Raw genomic sequence first — 16,268 nt, forward strand, 5'->3', positions numbered from 1 at the left:
TATAAAGTGCTTATATTTGATTCTGGAATAGGTGGTTTATGTATATTAAACCATATAAAAAAAATACTACCAAATATGAATTATATTTATATGTTAGATAATCAAGCTTTTCCTTATGGAAATAAAAAAGAATGCTTCATTATTGAAAGAAGTATAAAAATTATTAAGACAATAAAAAAAAAATATCCTATTAATATCGTTATAATTGCATGTAATACAGCAAGTACTATAGGTTTGTCTTTGTTAAGAAAAACATTCAATTTTCCTATTATTGGAGTATTTCCTGATATTGAATCTGCTAAACAATTAACTAAAAATAAAATTATTGGTTTAATAGCTACTAAAGCAACAGTTAATTCTTTTTATACTAAAAACATCATATGTCATAATCCTTCTAATTATATTGTTAAAATAATAGCTACAAATAAATTAGCTTTAATAGCAGAAAAAAAAATAAGAGGAATTAAAATTAAAAAACAAGAATTTCAAAAGATTTTTAAAGCATGGACTACTCTTTCAGTACAACCTGATACAATCATATTAGGTTGTACCCATTTTTTATTTTTAAAAAAAGATATAAAAGAAATTCTATATAAATCTATTTATTTTATTGATTCAAAAGAAGCAGTAGTATATAAAATTAAAAAATATCTACAACAATTAAATATCAAACAAAATATACAAGAAAATATTATTTTTTATTCAAAATATAATAATAATTTAAAAGAATTATTATATTTTTTAAAAAAATATCACTTCAAAAAAATAAAAAATATTAATTTAAATTAACATATTTATTTAATAAATCTTCATATTTCTTAAAAATATAAATTAATAAATGATTTAGTAAGATAGTTTTTTCTGAATCAGAAGAATATTTTTTTAATAAATCTTTAATTGTACTTTTATATTCTTCTAAAGAGTATGGATGTATAATTTCAAAACAATGTTTTAACCATATTTTTTTTTCATGATTATTTAGTAATTCAAAAAAATTACGAGCACGGTAACGAAAAAATAAAGTTTGTAAGCGAGAGTCATGAAAATTACAATTAATATTTTTTAAAAAAATCGGTTCAGCATCTCTGATACTTTTTATATTTTTTTTATCATATAAATTGAAAAAAGAATTATAGATTTGTAAATCTACATTTAAAGATTGATTATAATTAATTTCTTGAGAAAAAATAATTTGTATCTTATTAATAAAATCTTTGTTTTCTCTTAAATATTTAATTTTACTGTTATATAAAGCAGTATTTAATTGCAATCGTTTATAATCATTTTCACGAATTACTTCTATAGGTGCTAAAATAGGACAACGATTAAGATGTAATAACACAATTCCTAAATTAAATAGATTTTTAAAGTCATAATATGGAAAAGGTATATTTTGAAAAAATAGTATTATTTTTTTTATATCTTTAAATAAATCAATAGCAATTAATATATTTCTATTATTTTTATGCCATATTATAGGAAGAATAAAAGTCATATTATGACGTACAGTACCAAAATAACTAGAAATATACACTATGGGTTTATTTTTTTTTAAATCAATTAATTTATATAGTTTATTTTTATTACGATTTTTGAAAAAAAAATTAAATAATTTAGGTTGTTTTTTTTTAATTAGTTTTGCTATTTCAATAGTCGCATATACATCTGATAGCGCATCGTGTACATTAAAATGTTTAATATTATTAACACTTGTTAAATGAGAAAGCTTAAAACTAGATATTCCTAATTCATTTTTAGGCCATTTTATACCATTTGGTCTTAAAGCATAGCATCCTCGTATTAAGTTTAATAAGTCCCAACGAGAATTACCATTTTTCCAACTCCATTCATAAGGGTCAAAAAAATTTCGATAAAATATATTTCTTGTAATTTCATCATCAAAATTAATATTATTAAAACCAACAATACAAGTATTAGATACCGTTAAAATATTATATATTTTTTTAGTAAAATAATATTCATTAGTCCCATGTTTTTGTGTATATTGAGGGGTGATATGAGTAATTAAAATAGAATTAGGATCAGGTAAATAATCATCTGGTGGAAAACAATAAAAACACTGCGGAGGATTAATTATATTCAAATTCATATCTGTTCTAATACATGCAAATTGAGCAGGTTTATCTAGTGCTGTATGTGTTCCAAAAGTCTCATAATCATAAAACAAAAAAGTAGGTATATTTTTTTTAAGTAGTATCATTGTTGTTTATTTTAGTAATTAAATAAAATATTAAAATGCTAAAATATCAATTTTATTAAGACAAATTTATTTATTCAAAAACTTAAAAGGTTTTTAAAATGGCAGATACAAAAAAATCCTTCAAAAACGTGCTAGAATTTGTACATAAATTTAGAAGAAAAAACAAAATTAAAAGAGAAATATGTGATATTGAGAAAAAAATCAGAGATAATCAAAAAAGAATATTACTTTTAGATAATCTGAGTCAATATATTACATCAGATATGAATTATGATGAAATAAAAAAAATAATTTTCATGATGAAAAATGACTATGAAGATAGAGTAGATGATTACATTGTCAAAAGCGCAGATCTATCAAAAGAAAAAAGAAATTTATCAAGAGATTTAAAAATGATTATTGATTAAAAAATATTATATTTTTTATTAAAAATATTTATTTACTCCCCTGACTGGATTCGAACCAGTGACATACGGATTAACAGTCCGCCGTTCTACCAACTGAACTACAGAGGAATATAAACATATATATCAAAATTTTGAATAGCTGTCAAACATATATACAAAAAAAAATTTTTTTTTAAAAAAAGTATAAAATTTTGAAAAGAAATATAGATTATTAGAAAAAATTGATTTATAGTAAAGATAGCAAAAAAAATGGCCCTTTAGCTCAGTGGTAAGAGCAGGCGACTCATAATCGCTTGGTCGCTGGTTCAAATCCAGCAAGGGCCATCAAAAACAATAAAACTTAATTTCTACATGATATTATATCATCAATAAAAAATGTCATAGTAATTTTAAATATATATTAATATTTAGAATAACATTCTAAATTTTTTATGATGAATTAGGATTTAATTTTTATGGACTGGAAAAAAGAATTTATTGACTTTTCTTTCAAAAAAAAAGCATTAAGATTCGGAGTGTTTACATTAAAATCAGGACGAACAAGTCCTTATTTTTTTAATTCAGGTTTACTCTCCACAGGTAAAGATATTATTAAAATTGGTTTATTTTATGCTCGTTCCATTATAGAATCAAAAATAAAATTTGATATGTTATTTGGAGCAGCATATAAAGGCATTCCAATTGCTGTAGCTACTTCTATAGCATTAAAGAATCACTATAATTTAAATGTTTCATATGCTTTTAATAGAAAAGAAGAAAAAAATTATGGAGAAAAAGGAGATTTAATTGGAAAAAAAATTCAAAATAAAAAAATTATTATTCTAGATGATGTGATAACATCAGGAACCGCAATACATCATTCTATTAATATTATTGAAGGAAAAAAAGCACATATATCATCCGTATTTGTACTTTTAGATCGTAAAGAAAAAGGAAAAAGAAATTTACACACCATCAATCATCTTCAAAATAAAAAAAGCTATAAAATCAATTCAATAATTACTATCGAAGATCTAATCTCTTATTTATTTGAAAATAAAACATTAAAAAAACATATACCTGAATTAATAAAATATCGTGAAAAATATGGTATTTATTAAGCAATACCAGAATGACCAAAACCTTTTTTAGAACGTGATGTTTTATTGAAGTTTTCTACTAAAGAAAAATATGGTTTAATAATCGGAATAAATACTATTTGAGCAATTCTATCATCTGGATTAATATAAAAATCTTCTTTACTACGATTCCATAAAGATATCATCAATTGACCTTGATAATCAGAATCAATTAAACCAACTAAATTACCTAATACAATACCTTTTTCATGACCCAATCCAGAACGAGGTAAAATTAATGCTGTAATATTAGGGTCTTCAATATATATTGCTATTCCAGTAGGAATTAAAATAGTTTGTTGAGATCGTAGTCTTGTTTTTCCTTCCAAACACGCTCTAAGATCTAGTCCTGAAGATCCTGCAGTTGCATAAGTAGGAAATAAAAAATTTTTTTTTAAACGTAAATTTAAGATCTTTATTTGAATTTTATTCATAGTAATATGATATATTTCTTATTTAAAGAATTTATAAAAAAATTTTATGCTGATGCATAAAAACCGGAATTAAGAAAAGATGAACGTGAAGACAATGAATAATTTAAATCTGTACCTGTCCATGTTTTTACTATTCCACCAGCTGCAACAACAATAGCATGACCTGCAGCAGTATCCCAAATATGAGTATTGCCAAATCTTGGATACAATTGTGCTTTTCCTTCTGCAACTAAACAAAACTTTAACGAAGAACCTAAATTTTTTAGTTTATAATTTTTTATACTTTCTAAATAATTTTTTAATTCTTTATCAGGGTGTGAACGACTAGTAACTAATGTTGGAATCTCTAGTGAAGATACTTTAATTCTTTTTTTTAAACCTATCTGTATTTCTTTCCAAGCTTTATTATTATAAGACGAATATAACACATCAAAAAAAGGAGCATATATTACTCCTAATACAGGAATTCCATTTTGGATTAAACTAATATTAACTGTAAATTCACCATTTTTATTTAAAAATTCTTTTGTTCCATCTAATGGATCAATTAACCAATAATTATGCCAATGACGACAAATATCAAGATTATATTTTTCTTCTTCAGAAATAATTGGAATATGAGGAGAAATTAAAAATAATTCTTTTTTAATGATATGATTAGCTTCACAATCAACATTTGTTATAGGAGTTTGATCAGATTTATAACTAATATCTATCAATTTTTCAGAATAATAAAATTTCATAATGACACTGCCGGCACGACGTACTAATTGACAAATTTTATTTAACATTTTAAACCAAATTTTAACAAAAATAAAAGATACAATATTTAATAAAAAAAATTAATTTCTTGAAATTATATTCACTATAAATTCTATTTGAACTTCATTATGCGGCTGAAATACAACTTTATGTTCACCAACTTTACGTAATAAACCATTAGGTAGACGAATTTCTTTTTTATTTATTTTTATACCTAATGATATCATTTCTTTTATAATATTTCTTACTCCTACTGAACCAAATATTTTTCCTTCTTTTCCTACTTTAGATGATATAGTTATAGATTTTATTTTTTGAATTTTTTGAGCACGTGATTGAGCTATTAGTAATTTACTAATATTTTCTTTTTCTATTTCAATACGATGAGCTTCAAAAGACTTAATATTTTCTTTATTGGCTAAAATAGCTTTGCCATTTGGAATTAAAAAATTTCTCGCATAACCAGATTTAACGTTAATAATTGAACCAGAATCACCTAACTTATGCAATTTACACAGAAGTATGACTTCCATTGTTTTATTATTCTCTCTTAATATATATTATTAATAAATTCGATTATACTCTTAACGATGTTGATCAGTGTAAGGTAATAGAGCAAGATAACGTGCTCGTTTAATAGCTCTAGATAACTGTCGTTGATATTTTGCTCTAGTACCAGTGATACGACTAGGAACAATTTTGCCACTTTCTGTAATATAATTTTTTAATATAGTAATATCTTTATAATCTATTTCTTGTATATTTTCTGCAGTAAATCGACAAAATTTTCGACGACGAAAATAACGTACCATTTAAAATTTCCTTTTAAAATAGAAAAAAAATATATCAAATTTATATAGTATATTTTTAAAAAGTATATAAATAATCATTACTTTAAAAAAGTAATTTATAGTAAAGTTTATTTTTTTTCTTTTCTATCATCTTTTAATTTCATTATAGGAGATAATTCAGTTATTGATTTTTTCATACTCATAATCATATTTCTAAGAATTATATTATTAAAACGAAAGTCTGTTTCTAAAATATTAATGGTTTTAGGCATAACTTCTATGTTCATTAACACGTAATGTGCTTTATGTAATTTATTAATTGAATAAGATAATTGACGTCTACCCCAATCTTCTAGACGATGTATCGTGCCAGAATTTTCATGAATAATTTTTTTATATTTTTCGATTAATAACGGTATTTTATCACTTTGATCCGGATGAACCATAAATATTATTTCATAATGACGCATAATAAGAACGCTCCTTTTGGCTTTTTTAGCTTCCTTATTCGAGAATATTATAGCTATTTTCCAAGGAAGCAAGGAACTTTTTTTTTAAATTATAGCTAATTTTTTATATATGTTATTTTACTTTTCAATAAAAATCAATATAATTTCATTTTTTAATCATAAAAAACATAAAAAACTCTATATTAAAGATAACTCTATCTTTCGTTCATTTAAATTCACAGAACTAACTTTAACTTGTAAAGTATCACCTAAACGATAAATATGTTTATTAGATTTACCTATTAATTTAAGTCCTAAAGAATCAAAATAATAATAATCATCTTGCAATGAAGTAATATGAACTAATCCTTCAATAAAAAATTGATTTAAGCGTACAAAAAATCCAAATGAAGTTACATTAGAGATAACACCAGTTAATATATGACCAATTTTTTTATTCATAAAATCACATTTCAACCAATCCATGACGTCTCTATTTGCTTCATCTGCACGTCTTTCAGTCATCGAGCAATGAACTCCTATTTTTTTTATTTCAGTTATATTATATAAAGAAGTATGAGAATTTTTTAAAGGAATTAACTGTTCCTCTAATAGTAAATGTTTGATGACTCTATGTAATATAAGATCAGGATAACGTCTAATAGGTGAGGTAAAATGAACATAACTAGATAAAGATAATCCAAAATGACCGCAATTATCTGGAGAATATACAGCTTGTTGCATAGAACGTAATAATATTGTTTGAATCATTTCATATTCAGGACGATTAGAAATTTTTCTTAATAAATCTGAATAGTGAATTGATTCTGGTGCTTCTCCTCCTAATAATGTAAGTCCTAGTTCCTTTAAAAATAAACGAAAACTAATCACATTATCTTTTTTAGGTCGGTTATGATTTCTAAATAAAACAGAATATTTATGCTGTTCTACAAAAGAAGCTGAAGCTATATTTGCTAGAATCATACATGACTCAATAAATTTATGTGCATCATTTCTAATATTTGGATAAATATTTTTAATTCTTAAATTAGAATCTAAAATAAATTTAGGAACTATATTTTCAAAATAAATGCCTTTTTTAGAAATATCATCTTTATTAAAAGTTTTTTGCAAACGTAATAAATTTTTAATATCTTTTAAAAATTTTTTATATTTAGCACAGAGAAAAACATCACCATTCCAAATTTTAAAGATTTCATTATATGTAAACCGTCCATGTGAACATATAATCGCCTCATAATGTTTATAACTGATCAATTCTCCTTTATTCGATAAGCTCATTTCACATATTAAACACAAACGCTCTTCATTAGGATTCAAAGAACATACATCTGTAGAAATTTTTTCCGGTAGCATAGGAATTACTAATGAAGGAAAGTATATAGATGTACCTCTTTCTAATGCTGCTTTATCTAATGCAGTATTAGGTTGAATATAATAACTAACATCTGAAATTGCTACCCATAAATTCCATCCTTCTTCTAAGTTGATTTTTTTTTTACAAAAAATAGCGTCATCGAAGTCACAAGCATCTTCATCATCAATTGTAAAAAAAGGAAGGTGTCTTAAATCTATACGATTTTCTAAATCACATTGATGTATTTTGTTATCTATCATACATAATTGTTTTTTAACTTCTTCAGACCATAAAAATGGGATAGAATATGTACGCAACGCTATATCTATAGCTAAATTGGTATTCATTTCTTTCCCAAGAACTTCTACTATTAAACCTTGTTTTTTATTATTTCTAATTAGATGTTTGTTTAACTTTACAACTACAATAGATCCTATTGTAATACTTTCTCTAATAGATGATAAAATAAAAATTTTAAAATTAAAACGCGCATCGTCTGGGATAACAAATTTAACGTTGTCATTAATATAATATCTACCAACAATTAAAGAAGTATTAGGTTTTAATATTTTTAAAAATCTTGCTGCATTACGTCCTCTTTTATCAGATTTTATAATATGAGCTAAAATAAGATCACCATGAATACATGATTTCATTTGTTCTGATGAAAGCCAAAGATCATCTTTTAATGTCTCTGATCGAAGAAAACCGTAGCCATCTCTATGACCTATCACTTTACCTTGAACTACTTGTAAGTTTTCAGGAGTAATATAGCAACGATTCCTAGTATATATAATTTGACCATCTCGTTCCATTGCTCTTAATCTACGACGTAATGCTTTTTTTTCTTCCTGATGAATAATACCAAATCTTTTTTCTAAATTTTTCTGACTAATTAAATCAGTACATTTCTTTAACCAAGATGCAATATATTCTCTACTTGGAATTGGGTTTTTATATTTTTTAGATTCTCTTTTTTGGTAGGGATCTACTACCATATTTACTTCTCCATTTATATTATTTTAAAATATAATTATATATTAATTAAATTATTTTAAATTTATAATGTTTATATTTTAGTATTAATAAAAATAATATCAGAACGATCAGGACCTGTAGAAATTAAATCAACAGGTATCTGTGTTATCTCTTCTATACGATTAATATAGTTGCGTGCCTCATAAGGTAAATATTCTAATTTTCTTACACCTAAAGTTATTTTTTTCCATCCTGGATAAGTTTCATATATTGGCACCATATCTTCCCAATCGTCTACATCAGGAAATTTTATAATATCTAAAGTTTTTTTATTTTTATAAGAAGTACAAAGTTTTATTTCATTCAAACCATCTAATACATCTAATTTTGTTATACATAATCCAGATAAAGAATTAATTTTGACTGCTCGACATAAAGATACTGTATCTAACCAACCAGTTCGTCGTTTTCTTCCTGTAGTTGAACCAAATTCATTACCTTTCTTAGAAAGGTGTTCATCTATACTATCAAAAAGTTCACTAGGAAAGGGACCATGACCAACTCTTGTTGAATATGCTTTAGTTATTCCAAGTATATAATCTAGATTTTTAGGACCTACTCCTGTACCTGTAATAACACCTCCGACTGTACTATTTGAAGAAGTCACATATGGATATGTTCCATGATCGATATCTAAATAACTACCTTGAGCGCCTTCAAAAATAATTTTTTTATTTTCTTTAATAGCTTGATGTAAAATAAAAGTAGTATCTTGAATCATATCATAAATTATATCTATTGTTGGTAATAAGTCTCTTAGAATTATTTTGTAATCAATAGATTTTTGTTTATAAAAAGATACTAATTGATGATTATAGTAATCTACTATTTTCTCTAATCGTACTGCTAATTTTTTTTCATTTTTTAAATCACCAAGACGCAAAGCTCGCCGTGCTATTTTATCTTCATATGCAGGTCCAATACCTCTACCTGTAGTACCTAGTGCATTAATTCCTAATTTTTTTTCACGTGCTATATCCATAGCAATATGATATTGTAAAATTAAAGGAGAAGCGCTAGAAAGAATAAGACGCTTATTAACAAAAATATTATGGTTTTCTAACATATTTATTTCTTTTACTAATTCCAAAGGAGAAACTACTACACCATTAGCAATAACTCCAATTACATCACTATGTAATATTCCTGATGGAATAAGATGCAGAATAATTTTTTTTCCATCGACAACTAAAGTATGACCAGCATTATGACCTCCTTGATATCTTACAACATATGAACTATCTAAAGTCAAACAATCTACTATTTTTCCTTTTCCTTCATCACCCCATTGCATGCCTAATATTACAATATTTTTATTCATTTTTAATAATACCTATTTTATATATTTTTTATTTTTTGCTCTTCAGTAACTCTATTTTTCAAAAGTAATCATTTTGTTCATATATTTAAAAAAATCATTGTCTGAAGTAATCAACATAATATTCCCATTATTTTTAAAGCTATTTTCATAAGCACGTAAACTTCGAACAAAATAATAAAAATAAGGTTCATTACTAAAATTTTCTGCAAATAATTTTGTTATTATAGCTTCACCTTGACCTTTAATAATTAAAGCTTCTTTTTTTGCTTGTGATAATATTATAGATACTTTATAATCTGCTGTTGCACGTAATTTTTCAGCTTTTTCTTGTCCTTGAGAACGTTGACTTCTAGCCACAGCTTCTCTTTCTGCTCTCATTCGATTATATATAGCATCAGAAACTTCTACAGGTAAGTTAATTTGTTTAATACGAACATCTACAACCTGAATTCCTAATGCATTCATACTATTAACATTGATCGAAGATGCTTTTTCTAAATTAATAGTTCCTTTATTTAAAGCATTTAAAACATCTGTTGTTAATCTTCCTCGAGAATCAGTAACAATTTCTTTGACATTCAGACAACCTATTTCAGAACGTAATCGATCACTAAATTTTCTTTTTAATAAAACTTCAGCTTGAAAAATATCTCCTCCTCCAGTAGCAAGATAATATCGATTAAAATCATTAATACGCCATTTTATATAAGAATCAACAATCAGGTCTTTTTTTTCTTTTGTTACAAACCGATCTGCTTGATTATCCATAGTATGAATTCGTGCATCTAGCATTTTAACTGTTTCTAGAAATGGAAGCTTAAAATGTAATCCCGGATTATATACTAAAGTTTTTTGTTCATGGTTACGTAAAACTCGACCAAATTGTAAAACAATACCACGCTCCCCTTCCTTAACAACAAAAAAAGAAGAAGAAAATAAAAATAATAAAATACTTGATAGACAAATAAACACTTTATTCATATATTCATTCTCTCTCTGAATTCTTGACATCATTTCGCATAGAATCAATACGACGTTGCTCTAAAATACTATTAGGAGATAATGAAGAGAAGTAATTAATATGTTTATCTTTTTTAGAAAAATAAGGATTATTTTTACTAAAATTAATATTTTTTGAAAAATTTTTACTTATCAGTTTTCTATTAGAAAAAAAATTATCTAAAGATAAAAACAATCTTGTATTGTTGTTATTTTTATCAATAAATATTTTTTTATTTTTACTCAATAATCTTTCCATCGATTCAATATAAAGACGTCTTAAAGTTATTTTTTTAGATTTTCTATATTCAGGCAAGATTTGAGAAAAACGAGCAACTTCTCCTTGCGCTTCTAAAATTATACGTGATGAATATGCTCGTGCTTCTTCTAAAATTCTTTGGGCTTTACCATTAGCTTTAGGCTCTACTTCATTTGAATAAGCTTCAGCTTCACGTACATATTGCTCACGATTTTCACGAGCTGCGATTGCATCATCAAAAGCAGCTTTTACTTCTTCTGGAGGTCTCGCTGTTTGAAAATTAACATCTAATATAGTTATTCCCATTTTATATGGTTTAATTGTCTCTTCAATTTCTTTTTGAGTATCACTTCGCACTAAAGTTCTTCCTTCTGTTAATACTCGATCCATAGTCGAATGACCAATAACTCCACGTAACGCACTATCTGTTGCTTGACGTAAACTATCATCAGGATAAGTAACAGAAAAGAGATAGTCAGCAGGATTTGTTATTTTATATTGTACATTCATCTCTACACGTACTACATTTTCATCTGAAGTAAGCATAACTCCTGAAGTTGCTAGCTCACGTACACTTTCAACATTTACAGCTTTTACTTCATTAATAAAAATTGGTCGCCAATTTAATCCTGGTTGAACCAAATGACTAAATTTACCAAAACGAGTAATTACACCACGTTCAGCTTCTTTAATAGTATAAAAACCACTCATACACCAAATAAAAAAACTTATAAATATTATTATAATATAAGGATGAATGGTTTTTTTAGATGAATTAGATGAATTAGATGAATTAGATGAATTAGATGTTTTAACAAAAAAATTTTTTATACTATATAAAAAATGTTTTATATCTGATAAAGTTTTCTTTTTTTGGTTCTTATTGTCTGGACTATTTTTGTTGTCACTGTTTTTATCCCCCCATGGATCAGGTTCAGATTTATTATCATTAGGCTTGTTCCAGACCATTTTATACCTCATTAATTAGTTTTTATATAATGTTTGTTAAAAAATTACTTTAATAATTATATGTATTTATAATCAGATTATAAAAAATATGAATACAAATAATACATCCTATAAAACTTAAAATTAATTTCTTATATATATTTTACTACATTTATGTAGATAAATTATTTTTTTCTTGAAATACATCTAATACTTTTTGAATTAAAATCTCAATAGGAGAACTGGATAATATTATATTAAGATCTTTCCATTTTTTTAACCATGTTAATTGATTTTTAGCCAGTTTTCTTGTTGCATAAATTGTTTTGTCAAACATGTCTTTGTAACTTATTTTATATTCGAGATACTCCCACATTTGACGATATCCTATACATCGAATAGAAGGTAAATTTATATGTAAATCTCCTCTAAAAAAAAGATTTTCTACTTCTTCTTGAAAACCTAACATCAACATTTTTTTAATACGAAGCTCAATGTTATTATTTAACCATTCTTTATTCGGAGGTATAATAGCAAATTGCAATATAGTATATGGTAATTTATAGTGATTATTTTTTTTTAGTTCTGTTAAATTTTTTCCAGAAATATAAAAAACTTCTACAGCTCTTAATAATCTTTGAAAATCGTTTTTATGAATTCGAACAGCAGAGATAGGATCTATTGATTCTAATTTTTTATATAAAAAATTTTTTTTAGTATTTTTTTGAAGTAAATATTCACGAATCTGGACATTAGCTGGTGGTAAAATAGATACTCCATGTAATAATACATTATAATAAAACATGGTCCCACCAACAAGACAAGGTATTTTACCTAAATTAATAATTTTATTAATTTCTTTTAAAGCATCTTGTTGAAATTCTACAGCTGAATAATTTTCACTTGGATCCTTAATGTTTAATAAACGATGAGGATGATGACATAAATCTAAAAAACTAGGTTTAGCTGTTCCTATATTCATTCCTCGATAAATTAAAGCAGAATCTACACTAATCAATTCTATTGGTAAGTATTGTCTAAGATTAATAGCTAATTGACTCTTTCCAGATGCTGTTGGGCCCATTAAAAAAAGAACTACAGGCAATTTTTTTTTATAATTGAAATTCATATTTTTAACATACATAACGCTGTATTTATATTAATTTTTTGTAATAGTTTAGATGGAAGATTGTTTAATAAAGGAAAAAAGTATTCAAGCTCTAACAATACTGAAATTCCATTTGTATAATTCCAACTTTTTGATTCCATAAAAATATAGGTATAAAACCAATTTATTGCATCTGAAATGAAAACTATTTCTTTAAAAAATAAAAATACAAAAAATTTTGATATTAGTTCATTAATATTATTTTTTTTAAAAAAACAAGGAATGGAAACTAAAATAATATATTTTTTTTTAAAGACTAAATTAAATCCTAATTTATATAAAACATTTTTATTTTTAAATAAAATAATATATTCTTTAGAAGTCAGATCAAGTTTAATATTAGTTAAAAAATATTCAGGTATTATCTTTTGCTTAATTTTAACTTCTAATTGATGCTTTTTCACAATTCTTTCAGCAAAAGGGAATGAAATCAATAGGAAATTATCATTATGAAAAATTAAACCATAATATTTTTGAAATACCATTAACAATCTTCCAAAAGAAAAACAATCTTTTTTTATACAAATGTTAGTTGTAAAATTGTTTTTTTTTATTAAATCTTTTTTTTTTGAGAAACAAAATCTTTTTTAGAAAAATACGAAGATATTAATATAAAAAATTTCAAATAAAGTAATTCAAAATAATTTAATTTATTTTTTTTATATGTTGCTAAATTATTTTTATAAAACATAGGATTGTTAAAAAAATATTTATTTTGAAATTTGTTTAGATGAAATAAAATAGTTTCATAAATAAATGTATGAATTTCATGAGAATCATGAAATCTAATTTCATTTTTAGTAGGGTGAATATTAATATCAATTTTATTAGATGGTATTTGTAAATACAATATAAATGATATATCTCTACCTTCTTTTATTTTTTCATAAGCAGATCGAATGATATTAATAATAGCATGATCATGAATATATCGATTATTAATATAAAAATATTTAATATTATTTAATAGTTGAAAATTTTCAGGGCACAATATCCATCCAAATAGTAAAATATCATTTATGTTTGACTTTATTTGTATCATTTTATTTATATCAAAAGTGTTTAATACATCTTTTAATCTATTTTTTTTATTTTTAACAGCATTATATTGTAAAATTAATTTTTTATTATGTTTTAATGAAAAGTTTATATGAAAATGAGACAAAGCTATTTTTTTAATTACTTTAAAAATTTGTATAAATTCTAATTTTTCATTTTTTATAAATTTAAGACGCACTGGAATATTATAAAATAAATTTTCTATTATAATAGTAGTACCTTTAGGATGTGCTATTGGTTGTAAAATAATATCTTTATTATGCATAAAGCCTTCTGAATAAATCTTCCAACCAATTTCTTTTGAATCATAACAAGAAATTAAAGTTAATCTTGAAACAGCTCTAATATTAGCTAAAGCTTCACCTCGAAATCCAAAGGTACTAATTGAATCTAAATCTGATAATACATTAATTTTGCTAGTAGCATGTCTAGTAACTGCAAGTAATAATTCTTTTTTTTTAATACCGTAGCCATCATCATTTACAATGATAGATTTAAGACCACTTTTTTCAATTGCAATATTAATATTTTTTGAACCAGCATCAATACTATTTTCTATTATTTCTTTAATCACTGAAGCTGGCCGTTCAATAATTTTTCCAGAAGAAATTTGACTTGATAAATCAGTTGGTAATATATGAATAGTCATTACCTAATGCTCTCAATTAATATAATTGAATAAAGTATATTCACGACTAATTATTTTTATATATATGATTATTTTTTATCTTTATATAATTGTTTTAAGAATAGATTCGTATTCTAAGACAATAGAATATACTTCTTTACTATTTATAGATAAACTACAAATGTCAATCAAACTTTTTTTAATACCTTGTTTTTTAATTAAAGAAGAAATTTTCATTGACTCTAAATCATTTTTATTTTTATAATGAAATGCTGCAGCAATACCTTTTACTAAATTAAAATAAGGCAGTCCATATTCTATACTACCTAAAAGAGGTTTGATTAAACGTTCATTTCTTGCTAATTTCTGTAAAGGATTTCGTCCTATACGTTCAAGTGTATCTGATATAAATGGATTCTCAAAACGAACAAAAATACTATTAATATAAGATAAATGATCTTTTTTATTAAAATTATATCGTTTAATTAATACTGCCCCACTTTCTTCCATAGCACAGCGAACAATAAAACGTATTTTTTTATCTAAAATCGCATCTTTTATAGTTTTATATTTTTTTATTAAACCTAAATATGCAGCTATCGCATGACCAGTATTTAACGTAAATAACTTTCTTTCTATAAAAGCATTTAAATTGTTACTTAGCGTCATATTAATTATTTTTGGCAAATTTCCTTTAAACTGATTAGTATTGACAATCCATTCTTTAAATTCTTCAGTAATTAAAAATGAATAATTTTTATTGTTATGAACAATAGGTATGATAGTATCAATACTACAATCTATAAAACCAATATATTGATTTAAATAATCATAATACTTCGTAGATAATTTTTCAAGTACAGCTTTTTTTAAAAAAGAACTCGCTTGAATTTTATTTTCACAAGCAATAATATTTAATGGTTGAATAGATTGTGTTTTAATTTTTAATATAATTCCTTGTGCAATAATCATAGCAACTGCATCTAATGCAATAGGACCAACTGCAGTGGTAATTAAATTAACTGTAGCGATCATTGGAATAATCTTTGGATTATTAGAATTAATAGCGCTAACATTTTTAACATTCACAGTGTTATCTAGATTACTTCCGACTGTTCTAACTGAATATCCTTTATTACTATTAATAAAATCTATAAGATTTTGATCTATATCAGAAAAAATTACTTTAAAACCTGATTCTGATAATACTTTACCAATAAAACCGCGTCCAATATTTCCTGCTCCAAAATGGAGTGCTTTCATAATTAGTTCCAAAAAATGTATATGA

Annotated in this window: 15 protein-coding genes, 2 tRNA genes and 1 pseudogene; 4 read left to right on the forward strand and 14 right to left on the reverse strand. The window is 24.5% G+C overall.

Features of this window, described 5'->3' with window-relative positions; genetic code table 11:
- Positions 1-6: 6 nt before the first annotated feature.
- Entirely contained in the window at positions 7-789 is a 783-nt protein-coding gene (gene murI, locus D9V67_RS02860; protein WP_158359949.1) for a glutamate racemase, read from the forward strand.
- Here the strand turns inward: murI and sbcB are convergent.
- Positions 776-2,221: an exodeoxyribonuclease I gene (gene sbcB / locus D9V67_RS02865; protein ID WP_158359951.1), complete on the reverse strand. Its 1,446-nt coding sequence runs from the start codon at positions 2,219-2,221 to the stop codon at positions 776-778. The two genes, murI and sbcB, sit on opposite strands and share 14 nt — an antisense overlap.
- Before the next feature lie 98 nt (positions 2,222-2,319).
- Here sbcB and D9V67_RS02870 point away from each other — a divergent pair, with 98 nt between their 5' ends.
- On the forward strand, positions 2,320-2,628 hold the full coding sequence (locus D9V67_RS02870) for a DUF496 family protein (protein ID WP_158359953.1): 309 nt from the start codon (positions 2,320-2,322) through the stop codon (positions 2,626-2,628).
- Positions 2,629-2,663: 35 nt separating this feature from the next.
- On the opposite strand, the gene D9V67_RS02875 is transcribed toward D9V67_RS02870, so the two are convergent.
- Positions 2,664-2,736 (reverse strand) — tRNA-Asn (locus D9V67_RS02875).
- 143 nt (positions 2,737-2,879) lie between these two features.
- Here D9V67_RS02875 and D9V67_RS02880 point away from each other — a divergent pair.
- Positions 2,880-2,952: transfer RNA gene (locus D9V67_RS02880), tRNA-Ile, on the forward strand.
- Between the two features lie 131 nt (positions 2,953-3,083).
- Positions 3,084-3,728, forward strand: coding sequence for an orotate phosphoribosyltransferase (gene pyrE, locus D9V67_RS02885; RefSeq protein ID WP_158359955.1), 645 nt, complete (start codon positions 3,084-3,086; stop codon positions 3,726-3,728).
- On the opposite strand, the gene dut is transcribed toward pyrE, so the two are convergent.
- The 12 genes and pseudogenes from dut to D9V67_RS02945 all read right to left on the reverse strand — a co-directional run bounded on the left by dut (position 3,725) and on the right by D9V67_RS02945 (position 16,243).
- A complete protein-coding gene (gene dut / locus D9V67_RS02890; protein ID WP_158359958.1) occupies positions 3,725-4,180 on the reverse strand; it encodes a dUTP diphosphatase in 456 nt (151 codons plus the stop codon). The two genes, pyrE and dut, sit on opposite strands and share 4 nt — an antisense overlap.
- Before the next feature lie 44 nt (positions 4,181-4,224).
- Positions 4,225-4,971, reverse strand: coding sequence for a 3'(2'),5'-bisphosphate nucleotidase CysQ (gene cysQ, locus D9V67_RS02895; protein WP_158359960.1), 747 nt, complete (start codon positions 4,969-4,971; stop codon positions 4,225-4,227).
- 51 nt (positions 4,972-5,022) lie between these two features.
- Positions 5,023-5,475 (reverse strand): 50S ribosomal protein L9, encoded by a 453-nt coding sequence (rplI, locus tag D9V67_RS02900; protein WP_158359962.1) that lies wholly within the window; start codon positions 5,473-5,475, stop codon positions 5,023-5,025.
- 51 nt (positions 5,476-5,526) lie between these two features.
- Entirely contained in the window at positions 5,527-5,754 is a 228-nt protein-coding gene (rpsR, locus tag D9V67_RS02905) for a 30S ribosomal protein S18 (protein WP_158359965.1), read from the reverse strand.
- Between the two features lie 107 nt (positions 5,755-5,861).
- Positions 5,862-6,203, reverse strand: coding sequence for a 30S ribosomal protein S6 (rpsF, locus tag D9V67_RS02910; RefSeq protein WP_158359967.1), 342 nt, complete (start codon positions 6,201-6,203; stop codon positions 5,862-5,864).
- 177 nt (positions 6,204-6,380) lie between these two features.
- Positions 6,381-8,558, reverse strand: coding sequence for a ribonuclease R (gene rnr, locus D9V67_RS02915; protein ID WP_158359969.1), 2,178 nt, complete (start codon positions 8,556-8,558; stop codon positions 6,381-6,383).
- Between the two features lie 71 nt (positions 8,559-8,629).
- Entirely contained in the window at positions 8,630-9,919 is a 1,290-nt protein-coding gene (locus tag D9V67_RS02920) for an adenylosuccinate synthase (protein ID WP_158359971.1), read from the reverse strand.
- A 51-nt stretch (positions 9,920-9,970) separates the two neighbouring features.
- A complete protein-coding gene (gene hflC, locus D9V67_RS02925) occupies positions 9,971-10,900 on the reverse strand; it encodes a protease modulator HflC (RefSeq protein ID WP_158359974.1) in 930 nt (309 codons plus the stop codon).
- Positions 10,901-10,904: 4 nt separating this feature from the next.
- A complete protein-coding gene (gene hflK, locus D9V67_RS02930) occupies positions 10,905-12,146 on the reverse strand; it encodes an FtsH protease activity modulator HflK (protein ID WP_158359976.1) in 1,242 nt (413 codons plus the stop codon).
- A gap of 151 nt (positions 12,147-12,297) precedes the next feature.
- Positions 12,298-13,209: a tRNA (adenosine(37)-N6)-dimethylallyltransferase MiaA gene (gene miaA, locus D9V67_RS02935; RefSeq protein ID WP_222836985.1), complete on the reverse strand. Its 912-nt coding sequence runs from the start codon at positions 13,207-13,209 to the stop codon at positions 12,298-12,300.
- A 41-nt stretch (positions 13,210-13,250) separates the two neighbouring features.
- Positions 13,251-15,001: pseudogene (gene mutL / locus D9V67_RS02940) on the reverse strand (DNA mismatch repair endonuclease MutL).
- 81 nt (positions 15,002-15,082) lie between these two features.
- Positions 15,083-16,243 carry a mannitol-1-phosphate 5-dehydrogenase gene (locus tag D9V67_RS02945; protein ID WP_158359980.1) on the reverse strand — a complete coding sequence of 387 codons (1,161 nt, stop codon included), beginning with the start codon at positions 16,241-16,243 and terminating at the stop codon, positions 15,083-15,085.
- Between the last annotated feature and the right edge of the window lie 25 nt (positions 16,244-16,268).

Origin of the sequence: Buchnera aphidicola (Brachycaudus cardui) (genome assembly GCF_005081945.1) — a bacterium.
GTDB lineage: Bacteria > Pseudomonadota > Gammaproteobacteria > Enterobacterales > Enterobacteriaceae > Buchnera > Buchnera aphidicola_AN.

Excerpts from the sequence above, each read along its gene's own strand:
- sbcB (WP_158359951.1), bottom strand. The coding sequence starts at position 2,221 with ATGATACTACTTAAAAAAAATATACCTACTTTTTTGTTTTATGATTAT.
- D9V67_RS02870 (WP_158359953.1), top strand. The coding sequence starts at position 2,320 with ATGGCAGATACAAAAAAATCCTTCAAAAACGTGCTAGAATTTGTACAT.
- pyrE (WP_158359955.1), top strand. The coding sequence starts at position 3,084 with ATGGACTGGAAAAAAGAATTTATTGACTTTTCTTTCAAAAAAAAAGCA.
- dut (WP_158359958.1), bottom strand. The coding sequence starts at position 4,180 with ATGAATAAAATTCAAATAAAGATCTTAAATTTACGTTTAAAAAAAAAT.
- cysQ (WP_158359960.1), bottom strand. The coding sequence starts at position 4,971 with ATGTTAAATAAAATTTGTCAATTAGTACGTCGTGCCGGCAGTGTCATT.
- rplI (WP_158359962.1), bottom strand. The coding sequence starts at position 5,475 with ATGGAAGTCATACTTCTGTGTAAATTGCATAAGTTAGGTGATTCTGGT.
- rpsR (WP_158359965.1), bottom strand. The coding sequence starts at position 5,754 with ATGGTACGTTATTTTCGTCGTCGAAAATTTTGTCGATTTACTGCAGAA.
- rpsF (WP_158359967.1), bottom strand. The coding sequence starts at position 6,203 with ATGCGTCATTATGAAATAATATTTATGGTTCATCCGGATCAAAGTGAT.
- rnr (WP_158359969.1), bottom strand. The coding sequence starts at position 8,558 with ATGGTAGTAGATCCCTACCAAAAAAGAGAATCTAAAAAATATAAAAAC.
- D9V67_RS02920 (WP_158359971.1), bottom strand. The coding sequence starts at position 9,919 with ATGAATAAAAATATTGTAATATTAGGCATGCAATGGGGTGATGAAGGA.
- hflC (WP_158359974.1), bottom strand. The coding sequence starts at position 10,900 with ATGAATAAAGTGTTTATTTGTCTATCAAGTATTTTATTATTTTTATTT.
- hflK (WP_158359976.1), bottom strand. The coding sequence starts at position 12,146 with ATGGTCTGGAACAAGCCTAATGATAATAAATCTGAACCTGATCCATGG.
- miaA (WP_222836985.1), bottom strand. The coding sequence starts at position 13,209 with ATGGGCCCAACAGCATCTGGAAAGAGTCAATTAGCTATTAATCTTAGA.
- D9V67_RS02945 (WP_158359980.1), bottom strand. The coding sequence starts at position 16,243 with ATGAAAGCACTCCATTTTGGAGCAGGAAATATTGGACGCGGTTTTATT.